This window comes from Geobacillus zalihae, assembly GCF_030414215.1.
Classification (GTDB): Bacteria; Bacillota; Bacilli; order Bacillales; family Anoxybacillaceae; genus Geobacillus; species Geobacillus zalihae.
The window spans coordinates 736,183-760,459 of sequence record NZ_CP129217.1 but is presented as its reverse complement, the minus strand read 5'-3'; the positions used below and the strand labels follow the sequence as shown (position 1 = coordinate 760,459).

At 53.3% G+C, this 24,277-nt stretch carries 23 protein-coding genes; 3 read left to right on the top strand and 20 right to left on the bottom strand.

Going from position 1 to position 24,277, the window contains the following annotated elements; translation table 11 throughout:
* Nucleotides 1-9: 9 nt before the first annotated feature.
* The 7 genes from argF to argC all read right to left on the bottom strand — a co-directional run bounded on the left by argF (nucleotide 10) and on the right by argC (nucleotide 9,458).
* Nucleotides 10-948, bottom strand: coding sequence for an ornithine carbamoyltransferase (argF, locus tag QWV57_RS03910; RefSeq protein ID WP_011230297.1), 939 nt, complete (start codon nucleotides 946-948; stop codon nucleotides 10-12).
* Nucleotides 945-4,073, bottom strand: a complete 3,129-nt coding sequence (gene carB / locus QWV57_RS03905) for a carbamoyl-phosphate synthase (glutamine-hydrolyzing) large subunit (RefSeq protein ID WP_301100689.1) — start codon at nucleotides 4,071-4,073, stop codon at nucleotides 945-947. Before carB ends, argF begins: the two co-directional genes overlap by 4 nt.
* A complete protein-coding gene (locus tag QWV57_RS03900; RefSeq protein ID WP_081132238.1) occupies nucleotides 4,066-5,130 on the bottom strand; it encodes a carbamoyl phosphate synthase small subunit in 1,065 nt (354 codons plus the stop codon). The genes carB and QWV57_RS03900 overlap by 8 nt, the downstream gene beginning before the upstream one ends.
* Nucleotides 5,131-5,218: 88 nt before the next feature.
* Nucleotides 5,219-6,379 carry an acetylornithine transaminase gene (gene argD, locus QWV57_RS03895; protein ID WP_081132240.1) on the bottom strand — a complete coding sequence of 387 codons (1,161 nt, stop codon included), beginning with the start codon at nucleotides 6,377-6,379 and terminating at the stop codon, nucleotides 5,219-5,221.
* 3 nt (nucleotides 6,380-6,382) lie between these two features.
* Complete coding sequence (gene argB / locus QWV57_RS03890; RefSeq protein ID WP_081132242.1) at nucleotides 6,383-7,162, bottom strand: acetylglutamate kinase; 780 nt, start codon at nucleotides 7,160-7,162, stop codon at nucleotides 6,383-6,385.
* A gap of 12 nt (nucleotides 7,163-7,174) precedes the next feature.
* Complete coding sequence (argJ, locus tag QWV57_RS03885; protein ID WP_081132244.1) at nucleotides 7,175-8,407, bottom strand: bifunctional ornithine acetyltransferase/N-acetylglutamate synthase; 1,233 nt, start codon at nucleotides 8,405-8,407, stop codon at nucleotides 7,175-7,177.
* A 16-nt stretch (nucleotides 8,408-8,423) separates the two neighbouring features.
* On the bottom strand, nucleotides 8,424-9,458 hold the full coding sequence (gene argC / locus QWV57_RS03880) for an N-acetyl-gamma-glutamyl-phosphate reductase (RefSeq protein WP_301100683.1): 1,035 nt from the start codon (nucleotides 9,456-9,458) through the stop codon (nucleotides 8,424-8,426).
* A 323-nt stretch (nucleotides 9,459-9,781) separates the two neighbouring features.
* Here argC and QWV57_RS03875 point away from each other — a divergent pair, with 323 nt between their 5' ends.
* Nucleotides 9,782-10,468, top strand: coding sequence for a Crp/Fnr family transcriptional regulator (locus tag QWV57_RS03875; RefSeq protein WP_301100681.1), 687 nt, complete (start codon nucleotides 9,782-9,784; stop codon nucleotides 10,466-10,468).
* A gap of 566 nt (nucleotides 10,469-11,034) precedes the next feature.
* Here QWV57_RS03875 and QWV57_RS03870 read toward each other — a convergent pair.
* The 7 genes from QWV57_RS03870 to QWV57_RS03840 form a co-directional block, all read right to left on the bottom strand.
* A complete protein-coding gene (locus QWV57_RS03870) occupies nucleotides 11,035-11,289 on the bottom strand; it encodes a hypothetical protein (protein WP_060787888.1) in 255 nt (84 codons plus the stop codon).
* A gap of 114 nt (nucleotides 11,290-11,403) precedes the next feature.
* The gene (locus QWV57_RS03865) at nucleotides 11,404-12,138 is read right to left on the bottom strand and encodes a DUF6426 family protein (protein WP_020279624.1); all 735 of its coding nucleotides are present in this window, start codon (nucleotides 12,136-12,138) and stop codon (nucleotides 11,404-11,406) included.
* A 788-nt stretch (nucleotides 12,139-12,926) separates the two neighbouring features.
* Nucleotides 12,927-13,655 (bottom strand): YwiC-like family protein, encoded by a 729-nt coding sequence (locus tag QWV57_RS03860; protein ID WP_301100678.1) that lies wholly within the window; start codon nucleotides 13,653-13,655, stop codon nucleotides 12,927-12,929.
* 5 nt (nucleotides 13,656-13,660) lie between these two features.
* A complete protein-coding gene (gene moaD / locus QWV57_RS03855; protein ID WP_011230277.1) occupies nucleotides 13,661-13,891 on the bottom strand; it encodes a molybdopterin converting factor subunit 1 in 231 nt (76 codons plus the stop codon).
* Nucleotides 13,888-14,355: a molybdenum cofactor biosynthesis protein MoaE gene (locus QWV57_RS03850; protein WP_015374131.1), complete on the bottom strand. Its 468-nt coding sequence runs from the start codon at nucleotides 14,353-14,355 to the stop codon at nucleotides 13,888-13,890. Before QWV57_RS03850 ends, moaD begins: the two co-directional genes overlap by 4 nt.
* Nucleotides 14,352-14,852 carry a molybdopterin-guanine dinucleotide biosynthesis protein B gene (gene mobB, locus QWV57_RS03845; protein ID WP_015374130.1) on the bottom strand — a complete coding sequence of 167 codons (501 nt, stop codon included), beginning with the start codon at nucleotides 14,850-14,852 and terminating at the stop codon, nucleotides 14,352-14,354. The genes QWV57_RS03850 and mobB overlap by 4 nt, the downstream gene beginning before the upstream one ends.
* Nucleotides 14,849-16,108 (bottom strand): molybdopterin molybdotransferase MoeA, encoded by a 1,260-nt coding sequence (locus QWV57_RS03840; RefSeq protein ID WP_301100660.1) that lies wholly within the window; start codon nucleotides 16,106-16,108, stop codon nucleotides 14,849-14,851. The genes mobB and QWV57_RS03840 overlap by 4 nt, the downstream gene beginning before the upstream one ends.
* Before the next feature lie 564 nt (nucleotides 16,109-16,672).
* Between QWV57_RS03840 and ric the strand changes: the two genes are divergently transcribed.
* Nucleotides 16,673-17,380, top strand: coding sequence for an iron-sulfur cluster repair di-iron protein (ric, locus tag QWV57_RS03835; RefSeq protein WP_063192189.1), 708 nt, complete (start codon nucleotides 16,673-16,675; stop codon nucleotides 17,378-17,380).
* 86 nt (nucleotides 17,381-17,466) lie between these two features.
* On the opposite strand, the gene moaA is transcribed toward ric, so the two are convergent.
* Both moaA and modB read right to left on the bottom strand, forming a co-directional pair.
* Nucleotides 17,467-18,492 carry a GTP 3',8-cyclase MoaA gene (moaA, locus tag QWV57_RS03830; RefSeq protein ID WP_060787881.1) on the bottom strand — a complete coding sequence of 342 codons (1,026 nt, stop codon included), beginning with the start codon at nucleotides 18,490-18,492 and terminating at the stop codon, nucleotides 17,467-17,469.
* A gap of 54 nt (nucleotides 18,493-18,546) precedes the next feature.
* Entirely contained in the window at nucleotides 18,547-19,209 is a 663-nt protein-coding gene (gene modB, locus QWV57_RS03825; protein ID WP_301100655.1) for a molybdate ABC transporter permease subunit, read from the bottom strand.
* 222 nt (nucleotides 19,210-19,431) lie between these two features.
* Between modB and QWV57_RS03820 the strand changes: the two genes are divergently transcribed.
* Entirely contained in the window at nucleotides 19,432-20,130 is a 699-nt protein-coding gene (locus tag QWV57_RS03820; protein WP_301100653.1) for a Crp/Fnr family transcriptional regulator, read from the top strand.
* Here the strand turns inward: QWV57_RS03820 and QWV57_RS03815 are convergent.
* The 4 genes from QWV57_RS03815 to QWV57_RS03800 all read right to left on the bottom strand — a co-directional run bounded on the left by QWV57_RS03815 (nucleotide 20,070) and on the right by QWV57_RS03800 (nucleotide 24,276).
* Entirely contained in the window at nucleotides 20,070-20,555 is a 486-nt protein-coding gene (locus tag QWV57_RS03815) for a hypothetical protein (RefSeq protein ID WP_060787878.1), read from the bottom strand. The two genes, QWV57_RS03820 and QWV57_RS03815, sit on opposite strands and share 61 nt — an antisense overlap.
* Before the next feature lie 243 nt (nucleotides 20,556-20,798).
* Nucleotides 20,799-21,974, bottom strand: coding sequence for an MFS transporter (locus QWV57_RS03810; protein WP_060787877.1), 1,176 nt, complete (start codon nucleotides 21,972-21,974; stop codon nucleotides 20,799-20,801).
* Nucleotides 21,975-22,253: 279 nt separating this feature from the next.
* On the bottom strand, nucleotides 22,254-23,333 hold the full coding sequence (locus QWV57_RS03805; RefSeq protein WP_033004615.1) for an ABC transporter permease: 1,080 nt from the start codon (nucleotides 23,331-23,333) through the stop codon (nucleotides 22,254-22,256).
* Nucleotides 23,320-24,276, bottom strand: coding sequence for an ABC transporter ATP-binding protein (locus tag QWV57_RS03800; RefSeq protein ID WP_033004616.1), 957 nt, complete (start codon nucleotides 24,274-24,276; stop codon nucleotides 23,320-23,322). The genes QWV57_RS03805 and QWV57_RS03800 overlap by 14 nt, the downstream gene beginning before the upstream one ends.
* Nucleotide 24,277: the final 1 nt, after the last annotated feature.

The following is a 24,277-nucleotide window of genomic DNA, read 5'->3' as shown; positions in this document are numbered from 1 at the left end:
CCCCCTTTGCTATAAAACGGACAACAAAATCGCTTTTTGCGCATGAAGCCGGTTGCCGGCCTGCTCAAAGACGACCGAGTTCGGACCGTCCATGACGCCGGCCGTCACTTCTTCGCCGCGGTGGGCCGGCAGACAATGCAAAAAGAGATAATCCGGTTTTGCCGCTTTGACGAGCTCTTCGTTGACTTGATACGGCTGAAACACTTGCAGCCGCTCAGCACTTTCGCTTTCTTGGCCCATGCTCGTCCAGACATCCGTATAAATCGCATCCGCCCCCGCCACCGCCACAAGCGGGTCGTGCGTCACCGTGACGGCGGCGCCTGTCTGTTCACCGATTCGGCACGCCGCCTCGACATATTCTTTCTTTGGCTCATAGCCCGGCGGACAGGCGATGGCGACATCCATGCCGACTTTCGCCGCGGCCACAAGCAAGGCGTTGGCGACGTTGTTCCCGTCGCCGACATAGGCGAGCTTGACGCCTTGGAACGTTTTCTTCACTTCATAAATCGTCAGCAAATCCGCCAGCGCCTGGCAGGGATGATCGTCGTCCGTCAAGCCGTTGATGACCGGAACGGACGCATACTCGGCCAATTCCTCGACTTTTTGATGGGCAAACGTCCGAATCATAATGACATCGACGTATTGCGACAAGACGCGCGCGGTATCCGCAATCGTTTCACCGCGGCCAAGCTGCAAATCGTTGCCGTTTAAATACATCGCCTGGCCGCCAAGCTGGATCATGCCGACTTCAAACGACACGCGCGTGCGCGTTGAGGGCTTTTCAAAAATCATCGCCATTGTTTTGCCGGAAAGCGGCGTATACGATACACCGGCTTTTTGTTTCGCTTTTAAATCGGCTGCTAGCGCCAACAAGTCCAAAATTTCTTCTGTCGAGAAATCAAGAAGCGTTAAAAAGTCTCTCCCTTTTAATGACATCACTGCATTCATGCGATCACCGCCTGTTCTGCCTGTTTTTTCTTTTCCAACCAGCCATGGATCGGCTGCACGTCAAGATGATCGACATCGAGCGCCTGCAAGAAGAGCTTCAATGTCTCACGTTCCGTGAAGACGAGCAATTGTCGGGACAACGCAGTCATTCGTTTGTTTGCCTCGTCTTCCTCTTTGCCCAAGTTGATCACCGCGAGCGCCGTGTCGCGCTTCACCCAATCGGCAAACGGGACATCTGGCACGATCACAAGCTGTTTCGCTTCGATTTCCGCGGCCAGCGTCTCATCGATGCCGCCAATCACATACATTTCATTGGCGTTTGCTTTCTTTCGCAAGTACGCGTAAAACGCTTTGTACGCCGCTTCTTCCTTCGTCGCTGCGATGCTGATGCCTTCACCGGTCGATTTCATCTCCGGTCCAACCATCGGGTCAACCCCCGGCAGCTTATGGCTCGAAAAGACCGGATACTTTAACACGGCGTACGGCATGACCGCCAATCCGCGAGCTTTTTCGTCAACGATGTCGACGAGTGATTTCCCAAGCAATAACTTTGTCGCAATTTGCGCCAGCGGCACGCCGGTCGTTTTGCTGACGATCGGCACCGTCCGGCTCGCGCGCGGGTTCACTTCAAGGACGTATACATTGCCGTCCGCAATGACGTATTGAATGTTCATGATTCCTTTAAAGCCAAGTTTTTTCGCAATCCGGCCCGCATAGTCGATGATTTTCGCTTTTTCTTCGTCTGTGAGCGTCTGCGCCGGCAGCCAAGCATAGCTGTCGCCGGAGTGGACGCCGGCTTTTTCGACATGTTCAATGATGACCGGCAGCACGATGTCTATTCCATCCGTCACAATGTCCGCTTCCGCTTCTTTCCCATCCAAGTACGCGTCAATTAAAATCGGATACGTTAACTCGCCTTGCTCCACCAATGCCGCAAGCTGGACTTCATCGCGGACGATGAACATGCCGCGGCCGCCGATGACATACGACGGGCGAAGCAGCACCGGATAGCCGATTTCGGACGCTATGGCGGCGAGCTCCTCAGCGTCGTTCGCCATTAGGCCAGGCACGTGCGGAATGTCAAGCTCTTCAAGCAACTGATAAAAGCGGTCGCGGTCTTCGAGCTGGTCGATCATATCATAGGTGACGCCAAGCAGCGGCACACCGGCTTCTTCAAGACCTTTGACCAAATTGATCGCCGTCTGTCCGCCAAACTGAACGATGACATGCTTGATTTGTTCCGCTTCAATGACATCGAGGACGCTCTCTAACGTAAGCGGCTCAAAGTACAGGCGGTCGGCGACGGCAAAGTCGGTGCTCACGGTTTCCGGATTGTTGTTGATCATCACCGTTTCATAGCCTTCTTTTTGCAAGGCGAACACGCTATGAACGGAGCTGTAGTCAAACTCAATGCCTTGGCCGATGCGAATAGGTCCGGCTCCAATGATCAGCACTTTCTCCTTGCCGCTCGCTTTCTTCCGCTCGTCTTCGCCGAAATAGGTCGAGTAGTAATAATCCGTTTCCGAATGAAATTCGGCCGCGCACGTGTCGACCATTTTGTATGACGGCACGATGCCAAGTTCCTTCCGCTTGTTGCGCACCTCAAGCTCCGTCACGCCCCACGTTTCGGCCAAAAAGGCGTCGCTTGCCCCTTTTTCTTTCAAGAAGCGCAACGTCGGCTCATCGATCGTATCAATCGTGGTGGCTGCCGCTTGTTTTTCGAGCGCCACGAGCCGTTCGAACGAAGCAAGGAAAAAGCGGTCGATTTTCGTCCATTCGTGAATCGCTTCGACCGCCACCCCGCGGCGGAGCAGTTCCAAAATCGCGAAAAAGCGGCGGTCGTCTTTGTCGACAAGCAGCTGTTTCAGCTCGTCATCCGTTTTCGCCGAAAGCTCTGGCAAAAACAGTCCGTTGTTTTTGCCTTCGAGCGACTGCACCGCTTTTTGGAACGCCCGCTCCATATTGCGGTCGATCGCCATCACTTCCCCGGTCGCTTTCATTTGCGTACCGAGCTTCCGGTCCGCGTGCGGGAACTTGTCAAACGGCAAGCGCGGGAACTTGACGACGACGTAGTCCAAGGCCGGCTCGAAGCTGGCGTACGTCGTTTTCGTCACCGGATTGACGAGTTCCGCGAGCGTATAGCCGACCGCCAGCTTCGCCGCAATGCGGGCGATCGGGTAGCCGGTCGCTTTGGACGCGAGCGCTGACGAGCGGCTGACGCGCGGGTTGACTTCGATTAAGTAATATTGTTTGCTGTTCGGATCAAGGGCGAACTGAATGTTGCAGCCGCCGATGATCCCTAAGGCGGAAATAATTTTCACTGCTGAAGAACGAAGCATTTGGTACTCCTCATCGGTCAACGTCTGCGACGGTGCGACGACGATCGAATCGCCCGTATGGATGCCGACTGGATCGACGTTTTCCATATTGCAAACCGTGATGCACGTATTCGACTGGTCGCGCATCACTTCGTATTCAATTTCTTTAAACCCAGCGACGCTCCGTTCGATCAAACATTGGCGGATCGGGCTTTCGGCCAGCCCTTTCTCCACGAGCGCGAGAAACTGCTCCATGTTTTCGGCAATGCCGCCGCCCGTCCCGCCGAGCGTATACGCGGGACGAATAATGATCGGAAAACCGATTTGTTCGGCAAACGCGACCGCTTCCTCGACGCTTGTAACAATTTCGCTCTCCGGCACTGGTTCGCCAAGCTCATGCATTAACGCGCGGAACGCTTCGCGGTCTTCCCCGCGCTGAATGGCTTCAATCGGTGTTCCGAGCAGTCTCACCCCGTATTTTTCGAGCACGCCGGCTTCATGAAGCGCAAACGCCAAGTTGAGCCCGGTCTGGCCGCCGAACGTGGCGAGCAGCCCATCCGGGCGTTCTTTGGCGATGACCGCTTCGACCGCCTCGACGGTGAGCGGTTCAAAATACACGGCATCGGCATGAACTTCATCGGTCATGATCGTCGCCGGATTGTTGTTCACTAAAATGACGCGATATCCTTCTTCCTTTAAGGCGATGCACGCTTGTGTGCCGGAATAATCAAACTCGGCGGCCTGGCCGATGACAATCGGCCCCGACCCGATCAGGAGAATCGACTGAAGCGAAGAATCTTTAGGCATACACGTTCTCTCCCTTGAACACGGTTTGCAAAAATTCGTCGAAAATATAGCCGGTATCGTGCGGCCCCGGATGCGCCTCCGGATGGTATTGCACGGACAAAATCGGTTTATGGCGATGGACGATGCCCTCGACCGAACCGTCGTTGACGTTGATGAAACGAATGTCAAACGGTTTGCCCACCAAACTGCCTTCTTTGACGACATAACTATGGTTTTGTGATGTCATCATCACGTTTTGCTTCACCGCGTCCCACACCGGTTGATTGGCGCCGCGATGCCCGAAGCGGAGTTTTTCCGTATCCGCCCCGTACGCTAAGGCGACAAGCTGATGGCCAAGGCAAATCGCAAGCGTCGGATACCGGTCGATAAGCTGACGGATAGCGGGAAGCTGATGGCGTAACTGTTTCGGATCGCCTGGGCCGTTCGAGAGGACAAGCCCGTCCGGTTTCAGCGCGTCAATCGCTTCCGGCGCCGTATCATGCGGCACGACCGTCACCCGGCAGCCGCGTGCAAGGAGCGACTGCAAAATCGACTTTTTATAGCCGAAATCGATGAGCACCAAATGCGGCCCGGCTTCGCCGTATGTTTCGATCGTTTTCGTTGACACCGCGCGCACTGGAAACGCCGCTTCCTCATCCGCAACTGCTGGAATGGGCGACAAACTTAATTCCGCCATCATCGTCCCAGCGGTGCGGATTTCTTTCACAAGGGCGCGCGTGTCCACGTGCGCAAGAAGCGGAATGTTCCAATGCTGCAAGTATTCTGCCAAGCTGTATTTCGCCCCATAATGAAATCCTGTGCTGCTCGCTTCGTAGACGACGACCGCTTCGACGTGCGGCCGCTTGCTTTCAAAATCGTCTTCATTAATGCCATAATTGCCGATCAGCGGGTACGTAAAAACGATGATTTGGTTTTTATACGACGGGTCGGTCAACACTTCTTGATAACCGGTCATGCCGGTGAAAAAAACGATCTCCCCGCTCACCTTTTCTTTAAGCGGAGCGGCGAGCTCGCCGCTGAACGTTTTTCCGCTCGCCACATGCAAGTACGCTTTCATTGGCGCCACCTCATCGTTTGAGTTTTTATAACCGTTTAAGAATTTTTATGCATGAACAGGAATAAAAATTAAGCCGTCGGCCGTCCGTTTACAAGACGGCTGAGGCGTTGGCGTTGTTCAACACGTTTGTTAAAATGTCCACCGCTTCATCGATTTCCGCTTTCGTCACGACAAGCGGCGGCAGCAGGCGGATCACCTTCGGCCCCGCCGAGAGGACAAGCAAGCCGTTTTCATGAATCAATGGCAACAGCGGTGCGACGTCCGTTTGGCACTCGACCCCGACAAGCAGCCCGAGCCCGCGCACGTCCTTGACGATGTCAAGCGGGGCGAGCGCCTCGTTTAACCGTCCGAGCAAGTAGCTCCCCTTTTCTTGCACCTCTTGCAAAAACGCCGGATCGAACACCACTTCTAACGTCGCCTTGGCAGCGGCCATCGCGATCGGGTTGCCGCCAAACGTCGACCCGTGCACGCCAGGCCCAAACGACTCTTTCAAAAACGCTTTGCCGATCATCGCACCAACCGGAATGCCGCTTCCAAGTCCTTTCGCCACGGTGATGATGTCGGGCTCCACGCCGAAATGCTGGTAAGCAAACGGCTTTCCGGTCCGGCCGATGCCGGTTTGCACTTCGTCGATGATCAGGAGCGCCCCGTACTGTTGACACAGCTCCGACGCTATTTGCAAAAACGCCGGGTCCACCGGGCGGACCCCCCCTTCCCCTTGGACGACCTCAAGCATCACCGCGGCCACTTCTTCGTTCATTGCCTGCTTGAGAGCGTCGACATCATTCAGCGGCAAGTGAATGAATTCCGGAAGCAGCGGACCAAAACCGCTATGCACTTTCTCCTGCCCGGTCGCGGCCATGGTCGCGAACGTCCGGCCGTGAAACGACTGGCGGAACGTAATGACTTTGTGTCTCCCGGTATGTTTGCGCGCCAGCTTCAGCGCCGCCTCGTTCGCTTCCGCCCCGCTGTTGCAGAAAAAAACATAATCGCCGGCGCTGTGGGCGACAAGCAAGGAGGCGACCTCTTCTTGAATCGGGATCGTAAACAAGTTCGAGACGTGCCAATATTGATTCAGCTGTTGTTCAATGCCCTTTTGGACATGCGGATGGCGATGGCCGAGATTGCAGACGGCAATGCCGGAGACAAAGTCGAGATATTGTTTTCCATTCACATCGGTCACAACCGTCCCTTCCGCGGCTTGGACGGCGATATTCCAACGGTTGTAAGTCGGAAATAGCGCGCTCATTATTTAGTAGACCCCCACTTCGTTTTCTTTCCGAATCGTTGTCCCATACCATGTTCCGTTCTGGTAAAACGTCGTTTTGCCGCTGACGATCATCACCTCGGGCAGCGCATCGGACAGGGCGGACAGCGCCGCTTTCACTTTCGGAATCATCCCGCCCGTGATGACGCCGTCTTCGATCAGTCGTTCAATCGTTTCCGCCGTCGCCTCGGCCACGAGCGCGCCGTCTCGCAAAATTCCGGGCACGTTCGTCACAAACGCGAGCTGGCTGGCGCCAATGGCGGCCGCGACCGCCCCAGCCGCCGTGTCGGCGTTAATGTTGTATGTTTGCCCGTTTTGGTCGATGCCAAGCGGCGAAACGACCGGAATGTAGCCCGCCTCAAGCAGCGTGCGCAAAAGACGGGAGCGAACCGTTTTCACACGGCCGACATAGCCAAGTTTAGCAACGTCAATCGGTTCCGCTTCGAGCAGCCCCCCGTCCACGCCGGAAACGCCGACCGCCGGCAAGCCGTTCTGCCTGAGCATCGCCACAAGCTGTTTGTTCACTTTGCCGGAGAGCACCATTTCCACAACGGCAAGCACCTCTTTCGTCGTTTTCCGCAAGCCGTTGACAAACTCGCTCGGCACCGCCAGTTTTTTCAACATTTGCCCGATTTCCGGCCCGCCGCCGTGGACGATGACGACATCCATCCCTTGTTCCCGCATCATGTTCACGCTGGCAAAAAAGGCGGGAGACAGCTCATCGAGCACGCTGCCGCCGCATTTGATGACGACCGTTTTCCCCATCGTTCTCTCTCCTTACGTCCGATAGCTGGCGTTGATTTTCACATAATCGTACGTCAAGTCGCAGCCCCACGCGACGCCGAAGCCATCGCCCAAGTGCAAATCCACCTCAATGACGACCGTCTCTTGTTGCAAATACGCCGTCGCTTCTTCTTCCGAGAACGGCTGCGGCTCGCTTCCTTTCAGCATCACAATCGGCCCGATCGCGACATCAACATTGTCCGGATCAACGTCAGCGTCCGCATAGCCGATCGCGCCGATGATCCGCCCCCAGTTGGCATCCGCGCCGTAAACGGCCGTTTTCACTAAGTTGGAGCCAACGATTTGCTTCGCGACTTTTTTTGCCTCATCGTCCGTTTTCGCGCCGCGCACGCGCACTTCAATGAGCTTCGTCGCCCCCTCGCCGTCTCTGGCGATTTGCTTCGCCAAGTCTTCGCACGTTTTCCGCAGCGCCTCGTAAAAGTTCCCCCAATCCGGATGATTCGGCGTCAGCTCATCATTTCCAGCAAGACCGCTTGCCATCACCACAACCATGTCATTCGTCGACGTATCGCCATCAACCGTAATTTGGTTAAACGAAACGTCCGTAGCCGCTCGCAGAGCCGCGTGCAGCACCGTCGATGAAATATTCGCATCGGTCGTAATGAACGCGAGCATCGTCGCCATGTTCGGATGGATCATCCCCGATCCTTTCGCCGCCCCGCCGACGGTGACCGTTTTCCCATCGACGGTCGTTTGGTAACAGGCGCGCTTCATCACCGTATCCGTCGTTAAAATCGCCGTTTGAAACGCCTCCGCATCCGCCATCGTCGCCCCTGGAACAAGCTTTTCGATGCCCGCGCGAATTTTTTCCATCGGCAAATATTCCCCGATCACGCCCGTTGAAGCGACAGCCACATGGTGCAGCGCCAGGCCAAACTGTTTCGCGCACAGCTCGCGCATTTCATAGGCGTCCTTGAGCCCCTGCTCGCCGGTGCAGGCGTTCGCGCATGCGCTGTTGACGATGACCGCCTGCAATTTTTGTTCTACAGCGAGGCTCGCCTGCGTCACTTTGAGCGGCGCCGCCTGAAAATGGCTTTGCGTATACACCGCCGCCGCCGAAGCGGGCACGTCGCATAGAATAACCCCTAAATCGTTTTTCGAATAGCGCAGCCCGGCATTCACCCCGGCCGCTTGAAATCCTTTCGGCGTAACCACTGTTCCGTCGGCGACCGCCGTCACTTGCCCCGTTTGTTTTGTGATCGTCATCGTTTTTCCCCTTCCCTCACGGATAGATCGGCAAGGATCGGAGGCCCTCCGCCTCATCCCAACCCATCATCAAATTGAAGTTTTGCACCGCCTGCCCGGCAGCGCCTTTCATCAAGTTGTCGATCACCGACACGACCGTCACCCGTCCCGTCCGTTCATCGTAGGCGAGGCCGATGTCGCAATAATTTGAGCCGTACACTTCTTTTGTCGCTGGAAACTGTCCAAGTTGACGGATGCGGACAAACGGCGAACCTTCATAACTTGTTTTATATAAATCTACCAAGTCGTTTGGCGAAATCGGTTGTTTCGCCTTCGCATAGATCGTCGCCATAATGCCCCGTGTCATCGGAATCAAATGGGTGCTGAACGTAATCGGCTCCATCGCTTCATTCCACGTTTGCAGCGTTTGCTCAATTTCCGGAATGTGCTGATGGACGTTCACTTTATAAATTTTCACGTTTTCGTTCACTTCGGAAAAATGCGTCCCAAGCCCGGCTTTCCGCCCCGCGCCCGATACGCCCGATTTGGCGTCCACGATGATCGAGTCTTCCTTAATTAATCCTTCTTTGACAAGCGGCGCCAAGCCAAGCAGCGTCGCTGTCGGATAGCAGCCCGGGTTGGATAGGAGCACGGCCTCGCGCACCGCCTCGCGGTTCCACTCGGTCAATCCGTACACCGCCCGCTCTAAATACGCAGCTGGCGCCGCCTCGCGCCCATACCATTGTGCGTACACCGCGCCGTCTTTCAACCGGAAATCCCCGGATAAATCGATCACTTTCACTCCCCGATCGACAAGCGCCGGCGCCCACTCCCCCGACACCCCGGGCGGCGTGGCGAAAAAGACCGCATCGTAACGGGAAAGCGCCTCGATTTCAAGTTTATGCAACACCGCACCATCGACCGCGCCGACGTGCGGGAAACTTTCCGATACATGAACCCCGTCCTGCGACGACGAGAAAACGTCGCAGCGGCTCACATGCGGATGCCCGTATAGCAAGCGGAACAACTCCGCGCCGCTGTACCCCGTCGCCCCGATAATGGCTACGTTCATCATGTTCCCCCTCACCCGTATGCCTCATGTAGTTCTCATTATAATACTGTATAAAAATAAAATCAAATGTATATTTAATAATTTTTGAGGATTTTTTTCTTGCCCCTCCCTCCGTCTATGGGAAACGAATACCGATTTGTCCCCGCATCCAAGGTGCATCCTTGACTCCATTGTCCTCATGTCTTCGGGATGCAAAGACTTTCACAAACGATTCCATCGATGTTCAACAAGTTTTCAATCTTTCCACTATCCTTATATTGACTTCCCTCTTTTTTCCTGTACACTTTTATATAGCGATACATTTTACGTAAGGTTGTGATCGGATGAACGAGATTGAATCTCGTGAATGGCAGAAGTGGCTTACACCGCTTGGGCGCGATCTTCGCCTTGAGAAGGGAACGTACTTGTTTCAAGAAGGGGAAAAAGCAGACGATATTTACTATATCCAATCGGGGAAAATCCAAATCAGCAAAATGGACATGGACGGACGGGAGCTCACGCTGCGCATTTGCAGCCAAGGCGATTTGATCGGCGAGCTGACGCTGTTTTGTCCTGGGGCCCGCTACATGCTGACGGCGAAAGCGCTCGAAGACAGCGTCGTTTCCGCCATTCCGCGCGAAAGGCTCGAACAAGAGCTCGCCAACAATCCGACGCTGGCGATCGAGTTGATGAAGTGGATGAGCCTCCATTTCCGCAAAACGCAGACGAAATTCCGCGACCTCATTTTGCACGGCAAAAAAGGAGCGCTCTATTCAACGCTCATCCGTCTGTGCAACAGCTACGGCGTGATGAAGGAAGACGGCATTTTGATCGACGTGCCGCTGACGAACCAAGAGCTCGCCAACTTTTGCGGCACCTCCCGTGAAGTCGTCAACCGCATGCTCGGCGATTTGCGGAAAAAAGGCGTCATCTCCGTGGAAAAAGGAAAAATTTGCGTCCACAACTTGCAATATTTGCGCGACGAAATCGCCTGCGAAGGCTGCCCGCCCGAGCTGTGCCGCATTGACTGACGGGCGGGTGCGGCAAAAAAAGGAGCTGACCGAAAAGAGCGGTAATGTTCCTATTTAGGGCGACATGGAAAAACAGGCCACCACGAAAAACCCGGTAAAACCAAGGGTTTCAGAGGTGGTCTCTTTCACATACTTCGGTTAAATTTCACCAAAAAGGGGGCTTTTGAGTCAGCCCCTTTTGCTCTTTTCGGAGCAATCATTCACACCGCACCTTACTTCACCATATCCCGATCCATCCAACTCAGACGGCCATCGTCTCCAGTGAACTACCCACCACCTACGCTTCGCTGAGAGGTGGGGGCTTCAAGCGACTTGTGTGCGTTCGCCGAACGGTAAGCCACACACAAGAACCCTTTACGCTTCCCTTCGTTCGGAAGGTGTCCGTTCTAACCATATTCTATCCTATTCGTTGGCTAACGCCAACCGACATTCATCTCCCACCTACTCACTGAGTTACACCCTTCGCGTTCCTTGCGGTGGGAGACTTCTTTCGAAAAGATGTTAAAAAAGATAACAAAAAATGCGCAAATACAGACCTCTCGTTGCCCTGCAGGCAAATACGATGTTTACTGATGATGATTGTTAAGAAAAGAAAACAAGCCCACAAATAAAAAAATCCCCCCCATCGTTTTATAAGTGCTTATATATTCTTTTAACATTTGCAAATATTCTTGAGAATCCACAGATCCCCCCATGGATCGAACCCACGATGAAGCAGAACGACTCCCTAATTCAGGACTATTTAACATCAACCACAATCCGATGAGAGAAAGAACGAGTGAAACAAACTTCATTTTGTTTGGGCTTTTTAAAATATTCATTTTGCATCCTCCTTTTTATGACTATCCGTTATGCTTAAACGAAACACAAAAACAGAAGCAAGTTCCATCAGGAAACTTGCTTCAATATTACTATAAATAACAGAACACAGAACATTACTCATAGTAATAAAAACATACCCCTACAGGCTTAGCGGCATATCCATACCCTACTTTAGAATCCCATCCAATAAGTGGGTCGTACCAAACTTCAAAGTTATAAACTTTGTAATACGGTCTAGCTATTATGGTATAGGTTTTTCCTGCTGGAACTTGAATTTGATAAGTGTCTGTAACTTCATAAGATTTTGTTACGTTAAATCCCAACGCTGCCGAAACTGTTTCAGCGCTTATATTTGTGTTCGATGACCATGTGGCAGAAACCCCTTGTTTTATAGACATGGTAGCTGTTGATGGTCCTTTAAAAGTAGATTGTCTTATTATTTCTGTTCCACATGCTTCACTAGTAGTAATGTTTTTTAGATAATAACCCGTTCCTAATTGTGGAGTCACCACAGGACGATCCCCTGGAAGGGATGACTCTTGTGCTTGAGTGTATGCGATTGAAACCCCAACTAGTTTTTTCCCTTTTGGTCCAGGAACAGAAGTTTCTAATCTTTTAAGAAATTCTAGGTCTGTTATTTCAATCACCTTGTTCCCGCTTTGAGATACGATCACACTCGATTCTTTCGCTCTATCTAAAAACCCATTTACTGTCACATTCGTCTTGCTACTGAGTGAACATCCTGCATTTGAAGTCCCTTCTTCGGCAGAAGCGATGATACTGCCACCCAGCAACAGACCGAAAACTAACGAAAAAGAAAGGATTGATTTGAGAAGATCTTTTATCATTATAACCTCTCTCCAATTACAAAAATGATGTCCTCCAAAAGCAACCAAGCAACGCGATCTGCCCACTATCTCTAAAGGGCTGGTGATTTAGCGCAAAATATGGCTGATTCCTGCTCTCTTTCAATTCGAAAAACGCGGCCGAATCGGCTTTCTTTTCTGATGAAATGCCATCGATTTGCAGGCCATTCTCGTTTTTCACCATCCTTCTAAGCGCGAAACATTTTGACGGCAACTATTGCCCCCTTTTTTTAACCTTTATTTTACAATTAGATTATATTTCGCCTTTACTAAAATTATCAATAAAAATTTGAATTGTTTGTTTCTTTGTCGCATAAAGTAAGATTTTTAAGCTTTATCGAGTTGTTTTTTGGCTCATCACCAAATTTTGTGATTTAGTGACAAAAGAGAAAGCACTGACGAGATCCTGGCCATAATGTTAGCGGTGAAATCAACATTAAGGAAGTCTCGTAAGGGCTTTCGACACCACTAGGATTGCCAGAATATTGAAAACAATTGATTTCCCACTCATGTTGAGTGACTTCCACGCGAACCACTGGGAAGCCGAACACTTAGCGAATGTCTACTTGAAGTGAATCGACATGTTCTAATTTTTATTTATTTGAGAACGAGCATAGAAGAAGAGGTAGGCTTTTGAAACGACCCTTTGCAAAACCGTTACAAGGAATTCACGCCCATTTCACATCATGCTTGTGCAGTGAAAAAGCAATACCGCCTAACCAAAAGAAAAAACCCCAAACGGTCATGGATGCCTCCCGTTTGGGGTTCGCTCAAGAGTAGAGCACGATCATCGCGATGAAAAAGTACGCCGCGTTGGCGATTTCCAGCATGCCGAGTTTCATGATCGGCAGCGACTTGCCGTATAAGTAGACGGCGCGAATGACGCTCGGGGCGTAGGCCAAAACAGCGAACGGCTCGCCGATGGCGATGAGGCCGACGATCAACAAGGCGTGGTAGCCCCATGACAGCCATTTGTACCGTTCATTTTTCTTTTCCCGAATCATCGTCTTGACGTAAAACGTGCTGCCGATGAAAAAGAGGAAGGAAAACGCGGCCAATTCGAACGCCTCCACCGTCAATTCCCCGCGTCCGGCGTAAAAGGCGGCGAGGCCGCCGATGCAAAACGCCGCGATGGCCGCTGCATCATTCCAAAAGGCGCGCTCATTCTTTTTCTTGCTGTAGTAGGTGTTTACTAGGAAAAACGGGATCATCGCCAATCCGAAGAGAACAAGGGTCGGCCGCTGCCAAAGGGAAACGGCCAGGGCCGGCGCGGCGATGGCGCCATAGCGAACGGCAGCGGGCACGTACGGCTCTTTCCGCTTCGTTTTCACCGCCATCAAGAGCGGATACGTCGCCAAATAGAGCGCAAGCCAGGCGACAAAGAGCGGCGCGTGAATCCACGAAAGCCCACCGGCGTACGCTCCGAGCCAAAACGGGATGATGAGCATCGCCCAGGCGCCGTGTTGTTTTGGCATCACCCATTTGCTTTTGTTCGCCATCCGTCTCATCCTCCGCTTACCGGTGGAATAAAGGCGACCGTGTCGCCGGCATGAAGCGGCGACTCGTCGCGGGCGTACTCCTCATTGACCGCGGTCATGACGCGCCCGAGCGAGACGCCATAGCGCTCTTCCACTTCGTCTTTCAGTTGTTTCACCGTTTCCGGAACGTGCGGCCACATCACTTCCCGCTCGCCGATTTGCTCGCCCAAATGGGCGAAAAACAATAGACGGATCATTCCTCTTTCACCTCCGGTTTTCCGGACGGATACGCCGTTGTTTCAAGCTGGTCGCCCACCCAGGCGCTTCCGTCCTCCCATTGCTCTTTTTTCCAAATCGGCACGATTTGTTTGATCCGCTCAATGGCATAGCGGTTCGCCTCATACGCTTCGGCGCGGTGCGGCGAGGAAACAGCGATGACGACGGCGATGTCGCCGATCTTAAGCCGCCCGATCCGGTGGGTGATGGCGGTTTTCGCCCCTGGCCATTTCTCCGCAATTTCCGCCCCGATTTGCGCGAGCATTTTCTCGGCCATCGACACATACGCCTCATATTGCAAAAAGAGCGTCCGCTTGCCGTTCGTCCATTCGCGCACCGTGCCGGCAAAGACAGCGACCGCCCCCGCTTCCGGACGCATCACTTTTTTCATCACATCCTCGACCGAAATCGGCCGGTCGGTAATGACAAACAACGGTTCTGTCATGTTCGCGTTCTCACCTCATTTATGAGCCATGGAATATATTCATCATCGTCCGCCAGCAAAAACACCGGGTGTGACAGCGGTTCGGGAAGCGGCTCCCAGGCGATGACGGCGCGGATGTCGGCGAGGTGCTGGAGCGACGCCCAATCTTTCGCGGAGCGCACAAGCACGACTTTCGGATGCCGCTCTTGTTTGTAGCCTTCAACCAACACGAGATCGAGCTGAAGCGGCGCATAAAGCGCCAACACGTCATCCAGCCGCCATAGCGGACGGCGGAGATGCAGCTGCAACAGCCCGCCACCTTCGACCGCTGTCGCCGACGCCCCCGCCCGCTCGTGGCGGACGGAATCGACGCCTTCGGGCCGCGCGGGTTCGCCGCCATGGCCGTGATGCTTCACCGTCCCGACGCGCCATCCTTCCCGGACCGCGGCCGCCACCCATTTTTCCATCAACGTCGTCTTGCCGCTATGTTTATAGCCGACGACTTGCCAGACGTTCATTCGCTTGATCCCTCATCGTCATTCAAAAGCCACACGTCGACCTCATCGCCGGCCGCAAACCCCCGCGTTCCGCCCGGCAGCACCATTAAGGCGTTCGCAAAGGCAAGCGAGGTGACGATGTTCGACTTGTCCATGCCGACCGGCTTCACGACAAGCCGACCGTCAACCGCCTCGACCCGGCTGCGCACGAAGCGGGTGAACGGGTTCGGCTTCGGAAACTCGGCGCCAAGGGTGGCTTTCGCTTTTTTCAAATACGGCTTGGCCGAAAACAGCCGCGTGCGCACGACCGGGCGGACGAACAGCTCATACCCGACGTAGCACGCCGACGGGTTTCCGGATAGACCGAACAGCAGCTTGCCATCAATCTCGGCGACGGTCGTCACGCTCCCCGGGCGCATGGCGATTTTGTTAAACAACACGTTCGCTCCGAGCCGCTTGTAAATGGCGGGCAAATAATCGAAATCCCCGACCGAGACGCCGCCGGTCGTAATGAGCATGTCCACTTGATCGAGCGCCTGGCGCACAGCGTGAAAACACGCATCGAGGTCGTCGGCCAACTGGCCGAAATAAATCGGCTCGGCGCCGCTTTTGAACACCTGCGCCTCGATCATGTAGGCGTTGCTGTTGCGGATTTTTCCCGGCACAAGCGGTTCAGAGACGTCGAGCAGTTCGCTGCCGGTCGCAAAAATGCCAATCCGGGGCTTTTTCGCCACCTTCACTTCGGCGTAGCCGAACGTCGCCAAGAGCGCCGCCACCCCGGGATTGATGCGCGTCCCTTTTTCGATAAGCGGCTGCCCTTTTTTCGCGTCTTCCCCTTGAAATGAAATGTTGTCGCCAGGGCGGAACGAGCGCTTAATCGACATATACGTTTTTCCATCCCGCTCGTACTGTTTGGCGAGCTCGAGCATGACGACGGCATCGCACCCGTCGGGAATTTGCGCTCCGGTCATCAGGCGCACCGCTTGAAACGGGCCGACCGGCTGCTTCGCCACTTGCCCGGCGCCAATCGTTTCGATCACTTCAAACTCGACCGGATGGTCAAGTCCCGCTCCTTCCGAATCCGCGGCGCGAATGGCAAATCCGTCATACGGCGAGCGGTCAAACGGCGGCACGTCATGATCGGCGCGCAAATCTTCGGCCAAATAGCGGCCGTACGACTGGCGAAGCGGCACGATCTCCTCTTCTCCTCTCCCAGCGTAACGCATCACCCGGGTGATGGCTTCCGCTACGGGAATGGGGGTTCGTCTTTCGACCAACGGTGTTCTCCCCTTTCTTTCCCTCATTCACTTCACTAAGCCCATTTTATCGTTTTATCACAATGATTTCCAATCTTGCAGCTGCTTAATGGTTTTGTCCAATTTTTCATCAACGACGCTGGCATCATCAATATGTTGCAAAATCATCTTTTTCTTCCTCCCAGCGGCTTGCCTTGGCCAGCAGCCACATGCTGACTCCTCCTCTTTTTTCGGCCGTTCACATCTTCTATGCAGCACATTCACAATTTATAGGCTCTTCACCACAACATGTACTTGACAAGCAATACGGTTTCCTGCACAAAGATGTGCAAAAATCACTGATTTGTTGATTTTCCCTCACAAGCGTAAATAGAGTATGTTCAGAAAAAATCAAGTACCACTTTTGGTGAAGAGCCAATTTATATCGTCCGTTTTATTGTACAGGAAAGAAGGGAGCCACTGTTGTGATGTTCATCACATTTCCTTAGTTGTCCACTTTTTCGTTTGTGTGAGATGTGTCACAACGTTGGCGTCCAAAACAAGGTATGCTGAAGCTGTAACGATTTGGTGATGGAGGGATCCGAAATGGAACAGCAGTTTACCGAACAATCGTTGATTGGTGATATTGTCACGGTCTTTCCGAAAGCAGCGGATTTGTTTAAAGCGCGGCGGATTGATTTTTGTTGCGGCGGGCAGCGCCCGTTAAAAGAGGCCATCGAAGAGCGCGGACTGGACGGCGAAGCGCTCCTTCGCGAGCTGAACACCCTTTACGCGGAGGCGCAAAACAAGCCGTCCGGAAACTGGAGTGAAGCTCCGCTAGCCGACTTGGTCGAGCATATCATCAACACGCACCACCGCTATTTGAACGAGGAGCTGCCGCAGCTCAGCCCGTATGTCACGAAAGTGTTGCGCGTGCACGGCATGCATCACCCGCATCTTTCCCGGGTGCATAAACTGTTCCATGAGTTAAAAACGGAGCTTGAGCAACACTTGATTAAGGAGGAAACGGGCGCATTCCCACTCATTTTGCAATTCGCCGACAACCCGTCGCCGGAAAACCGGGAGGCGGTCGAGCAGGCCGTTCGCGAACTCGTCCATGAGCATGACGCCGCTGGCGATCTCATCAAAGACATTCGCGACATCACCAACGACTTCACCCCGCCGGAAGACGCATGCGGCACGTACCGGCTCGTCTACAGCCGGCTCGCGGCGCTTGAAGACGATTTGTTCACCCACATCCATTTGGAAAACAACATCCTCTTCCCGCGCGTGTTGGCGGCGGTGAAGAATTAAAGGAAGAAAGACGCCGATTCGCACTTCCGAAAACATAAACCAAAAACGGGATCGCTTCTTCTACGGAAAGAGCGCTCCCGTTTTTTTCACCCTCCAATATACGACATTTCAATTTTCGGCCGTTGTTTCGCCGTTTCGGCTGTCCGTTCTTCCGAATAGCGGTCCGTCCGCCGGTTCCAGACGGCTGTAATGAGCTCCTTCAGCTCCTCTTTCCCTGCCCCGGCGCGCAGTTTTTCTTTCAACGACACGCCTTTCGAGGCAAAGAGGCACGTATACAGCTTGCCATCGGCGGAAATGCGCGCCCTCGTGCAGCTCCGGCAAAACGTTTCCGTCACGGAGGCGATAAAGCCGACTTCCACCTCCGTGCCCACGTAGCGGTAGCGGCTCGCCACCTCGCCGAAGTACTCGTGTTCGACCGGCTCGAGCGGGTGCATGGCGTTGATTTGCTCGTACATCTCTTTTTTCGTCACGACATGGGAGTAATCCCAGCCGTTCGTCGTGCCGACATCCATGAATTCAATAAAGCGGAGCGGGATGCCCAAGTCTTTAAAGTAAGCCGCCATCGGCACGATTTGCGAGTCGTTCCATCCTTTTTTGACGACCATGTTCACTTTCACGCCGAGCCCCGCCGCCAGGGCGGCTTCGATGCCTTTTAACACCGGGGTGACGCCGACGCCAATGCCGTTCATTTTTCGGAAAATGTCATCATCCAACGCATCCAAACTGACGTTGACGCGCTTCAACCCGGCCGCTTTCAGCCGTTTCGCCCATTTCACCAAATGGATGCCGTTTGTCGTAAGGGCAACGTCCCGCAAGCCGGGAATCATGGACAGCCGCTCAATGAGCGCATCGAGGTCGCGCCGAAGCAGCGGCTCGCCGCCAGTCAGGCGGATTTTTTCAACGCCAAGCTCGACGAAACATTCCGCTAAAAGCGCCATTTCCTCAACCGTCAACAGCTGGTCTTCCGCCAAAAAGCGAAAATTCGGCCCGAACACTTCAGCGGGCATGCAGTAGACGCAGCGAAAATTGCATTGGTCGATGACCGACAGCCGCAAATCGCGCAACGGGCGGGACAGGCGGTCGGCGATCGTCACCCGGTCGCGCTCTTCCATGGCGCTCCCTCCTTTCCATGTCATGGGCCGCGTGATATTCCAACGGCCTTCTCCTTATCGCTGCCAACGGCCTAGTTTCGCCGCACAAGACAATAAACTAAACGACAATCCAATCGTGACCGCCACCCATGCCCACGCCAACTCCATCCGCCCCGACTCCATCGCCATATAGACGGCAGTCGGAATCGTCTGCGTTTTTCCCGGGATGTTTCCGGCAAACATGAGCGTTGCGCCGAACTCCCCGAGGCTTCTGGCAAACGACAGCACCGCTCCGGAGAATAACGCGTGTTTGGCCAGCGGCAGCGAAATATGCCAAAACACTTGGCGCTCGTTCGCCCCGTCGATGCGCGCCGCTCCTTCAATGGCGGGGTCGACGGCCTCCAGCCCCGCTTTGGCCGCCTGATACATGAGCGGAAACGACACGACAACCGCCGCGATCACCGCTGCGCCGGGCGTAAACAATATCGTTGTGTGAAACCACCTTTCCACCAGCTGTCCGATTAGGCTATGACGCCCAAACAAGACAACGAGCAAAAACCCGACGACCGACGGCGGCAATACAAGCGGCAGCATAAACACCGTCTCCACGATCGTCTTCCCGCGGAACCGGCGGCGCGCCATCCACCTCGCCGCCGCTGTTCCAAGGATTGCGACGATCACGCCGGCAAGAAGCGATATGTTTATCGATAACCAAACCGGTGACCAAAACTCTGCCATCGACGAACCTCTCTCTGTTCCGTCTCCCTTTTACCATACGAAAACAAACAGTAGAATGCTGTGATGCTATGCTACTCACATTGTAACATAGAAAAAGGAAAAACCAATTTAGAAAAAATTGTGACGCCTCTCAGAGAAAGTCGCAACCGGTGATTTTTTTCACTCTCTCTCGCTGTGATGATTTTTACAATAGAAATAGCTGAATGAATGGAGGTGCTATCGATGGAAGCTGCAGTGAATGAATATTTTCCCCATTTACGTTCTTTGTTGCAATCGTCGAAAAAAGTGATTCCACTTTGCAAGCACTCCTTTTTGTTCCAAGAAGGGATGCCGGCCAATGAGCTGTATTTGATCCTTTCCGGCAAAGTGCAAGTGAGCAAAATTTGTCCGGACGGAAAAGAAATGTGCTTCCGCATTTGCGGAAGCGGGGAAATCGTTGGTGAATTGACGCTGTTTACGAACGATGCACGCTACTTGTTGACGGCCAAGGTAATAGAGCCAGGCGAAGCGGCAGTCATAAACAAAGAGGAACTGGAACAGCAGCTGCTGATCAATCCGCCCCTTACCCTTGAATATATGCGCTGGATCAGCAAGCATGCCCGGCGGACGCAGACGAAGTTTCGCGACTTAATTATGAACGGCAAAAAAGGGGCGCTTTACTCGACGCTCATTCGCCTTTGCAACAGTTATGGCGTCCCGCTTGAGGACGGAAGCATTTTTATTGATGTCACATTGAAAAACCAAGATTTAGCCAACTTTTGCGGCACGACGCGCGAAAGCGTCAATCGGATGCTCAACGCCTTAAAACAGGAAGGGATTATCTCGATGAAGCGGGGGAAAATTACGGTTCATGATTTAAACTATTTGAAAGCGGAAATCCAATGTGAAGATTGCCCGGCGGATATTTGCTGCATTGAGTGAGCAAAACGCCAAGGACAACAAAACGGATCGAGCCGTCTCAGGACACTGATGAAAAAAGCGCCCGGCCGGCCGTTGTTCTCGGCACGCCGGACGCTCTTTTTTTCTTGTCGGTTGTGATGCGAATCACTTCTGTTTCTTTTCACTGCCGTATAATGCGTTTTCCCTTTGTCAATTTCAATGTCAGTGATTTGCGCCGTCATTTCGACGCGGACATCATGCAGACCGATCCGCTCCATTTTCAACGGCACCGGTGCTTGGTTCACTCCTTTATGCGCCGCTAACATGTTCGCAGCAGACTGTTGCGTAGTTGCCGCTGTTCCGTTTTTATTTTCCGCCTTTGCCTCTCCTCCTCCCCCGTTGCTGCATGCGGCCAGAAGCGAAGCGGCTAACGCGACGGACAATAACGAAGACATCCTTTGTTTCATCGTTCTCCCCCCTTAGATGATTTGATTTACACCTTTAACGTACGGCATTTTCACTTCTTCCCTGGTGATTTGTATCACCAACAGACAGCCATGTTTGAATGATTTGTGAAATAATGAGCAATATATTTTAATCATGTAACAATAGTGAAACGCATACTCACATTGAATAACAGAAAAACACGCCCAAATAAAAAAAGAGGCTAAAAGCGAACAAGCTTTCAGCCTCTCTATACGGTATTCCATTCAAGAAGCGAACCGCTTCGCCGGTTCGCCGGCTTTTTTGCCAAATACGAGCCGGTTCAGCAAGAAGCAAATAAGGGTAAACAAGCTAAGGAGCAGAAAACCGAGCACGTACGAACCTGTTGCATCTTTCATGATCCCCATGACAATCGGCGGAAAAAAGCCGCCAAGTCCGCCCCAGGCCCCGACAAGGCCGGTGACGGCGCCCGTTTCGGCTGGGAACAGCTGCGGCACGAGTTTGAACACCGCACCGTTGCCCAGCCCAGACATCACGGCCACAAACAAACAAGCCGCTGTCATCACCCAAATATTTTCCATTCCAAACGCGATCACCAACGCGCCGATTGTCATTCCAGCGTAGACGAACGTCAACACCCGTTCAGCGCCGATTTTATCGCCAAGATAGCCGCCGACTGGCCGCGCAAGCGTAGCGAGTACAGTAAACCCAGCCGCGCGCATCCCAGCATCCACCGGCGTCAACCCATACAAGTCAACGAGCAGCGACGGCAAGTAAATGCCAAAAGCGACAAACGCCCCGAACGTAACGAAGTAAAAGAGCGACAACGTCCACGTATGTTTATATTTCAATACCGACAGCGATTCACGCACCGTTTTTTGTTGTTTCGGTTTCGGCATATCCGGTGTGAAAAACCAAACGAGAACGAGCATGACGACAACCGGAATGATCATCCCCCAAAAAGCCCAAGGCACACCAAACGCTGCGGCAATCGATGGAACGGAAAACGCAGCAACCGCCGTGCCGAAGTTGCCCATCGCGTTAATCCCAAGCGCCGTCCCTTGCTTTTCCGGCGGAGTCAAGCGGGAAACGAACGTCACCGAAATGGCGAACGACGTTCCGGCCATGCCGATGAAAAACGCCCAAAACAGAAGCATCGCATACGAATCTGCAAACCCTGCGCCAACAAGCGGAATGACAAGAAACAAGAGCAGCAGCGAAAACAGTCTGCGCCCGCCGATCTGGTCCGTCCAAATGCCAAGCGGCAAACGCATGATCGAGCCAAGCAGCACCGGAATGGCGACCAAAATGCTTTTTTGCGTCGATGTCAGCCCGTACATTTGTTGAAACGTACTCGCAAGCGGCGAAAACACGGCCCACACAGCGAATGAAAACATCATGGCGAACGTCGTAATCGGCAGCAGCGCCTTTTGTTTATTCATGAAAAGCCCCTCCCAAACTTTCAAAATTTGTGACGTTGTTTGTACTTCCATCATACGCAGGAGAAGGAAACGGATTTGTGAGGTTGATCACATTCTTGCCTGTTGTCACCATTTTGCCACAAGCGTTGTCACGGTTTTGTCACATCCAAAAAAAGAAAAAGCCCGTCCCCAAAAGGAACGGACACGATTTGGCAGAACGTTTTTCACATACGAACGATAAGAAACGCTGTTGGGCGCACACATCTCTTCCGCCCCGTCTACGGCAAACAACTTGTTTTCTCACCCACTCGCCCGTATCTCCTGCCTCATAAACAACCAATACGCGATCGCAAAGCAGATGAGAGTGGCGGCAATGAGCGCGGTCGCCTGCGGCCAAATAAGCAGCAAACTTTGCGAGAATGGCAAGGGGGCCGCAACAGCGCCGGCCGTTTGCTCCACCGTGACGATCCCTAGCGTTCGGACGTCCGGCGAAAGCAAGGCGGTTGTTGATTCATTGAACAAGTAGCTCGGCGACAATCTCATGAGACCAAGCACCAACTCTTGACGGCCGACCGCCTGCTCGACGGACGTAATGGCGTCAGACTGCAAAAACGGTTTCGCAAACACTTCCACAATCATCGAGTAGAAGAGATTGAAAAACAGCCAAACGGCCATCGACGACAACGCGGATGTCGCCGCCTGGCGGAAGACAACAGAAAACAAAATGCCGAGATTCAGCCAAAAGGCGATATACACAAGACATAACAACAAAAAGCATATGATGCGGGCAAATTCCTCGAACGTGGGTGGAATGCCCAAGATCAAAATGCCCAATGCCGTCACAAGCAGACCGAGAGAGAAAAACAACACAGCGTTCAATAAAAGAGCCGCGACAAACTTGCCATTGATCACATAATCGCGCGGAATCGGCTGGGCCATGAGCCGGCTTAACGTCCCCCGGCTCCGCTCCGAATTGATGGCGTCAAATCCAAGAGCGATGCCGAGCAGCGGCCCGAGAAAGCTGACAAACGTCAGAAACGAAGGCAACGTTCCGTCCGAGACGGTGAATAATTTTAGAAACAAGTAGGCGCCTTTCGCGATTTCCTTGGCCTCTTCCGAGGAATCCAACGCGTCCCGGATCGTCGTCATCGCCGTATACAGCGAGCCGAAGCAAGTGAGCAAGATGAGGGCGATTAAAATGATCATGCGCCAACTCGTCAAATAATCGGCCAGTTCTTTTTTGACCATGGCCGAAAAGGCGCTGTTTGCCCCTCTTGCCCGTTTCTTCTCATCAAGCGCACCCGCCTTCAGCCGTTCGCTCCATCTTTTCACATATGAAAAAACATCGTTTGCCCATCGTCCTTCGTTACTCGCCCTCACGTACATCCCTCCCTTCAAAATAGCGGTGATAAATCTCATCAAGTCCAAAATCCCGCCGGCTGAGATGGAACAGCGAAGATCCGGCTTCGATGATCGTCTGGCTGATGGCGGCGCTCACATCCGTTTGGCAATACACATCCCATCCATTTTCCGTTTGCTCGACTTTGTTGACGCCCGGAATCGCCTCGATTTTGGACCGTAAGGAAGCGTCAAGCGGTGAAGCGACCACATGGATGACATAGGCATCCTGCAAAAACAGCTGTTGCGCCAGGCGCTCGATATTCCCTTCGGCCAACAACCGGCCGCCCACGAACAAGCCGACCCGGTCGCAAATTTGCTGCACATGGTGCAATTGGTGCGAGGACAATAGAACGGTGATGCCTTCATGGCGGCTCAAATTGCGGATCAGGCGAAGCAGCTCTCGCACTCCCTCAGGATCGATGCCCAACGTCGGCTCATCCAAAATGATCACTTCCGGGCGCTTCATCAACACATCGGCCAAGCCGAGCCGCTGCCTCATTCCCCGCGAGTATGTCCCCGCTTTCTTGCGGGCCGCATCAGTCAAATTCACCTTCTCGAGCAGCTCCCACGCCCGCTTTTCCGCCTCGGCGCGGGGAATGCCGTTTAACGCTGCCGTATACAACAAGTTCTCCAAGCCTGTCATGTGATGGTAAAAGCCGACATCATCCGGCAAGTACCCGACTTTCCGTTTCACCTCAATCGGGTTTCGCACCGGATCGATCCCGCATACCCTCACCGAACCGGACGTCGGTTCGGTGAGCCCGAGCATCATCAAAATCGTCGTCGTCTTTCCCGCCCCGTTCGGGCCAAGGAGGCCAAAAATTTCCCTTTTTTGAATCGAAAGCGACAAATGGTCAACCGCCCGATGGTCGCCATACGTTTTGCACAAGTTGTCAAGCTCGATGACGGCAGGTGCTGCCATG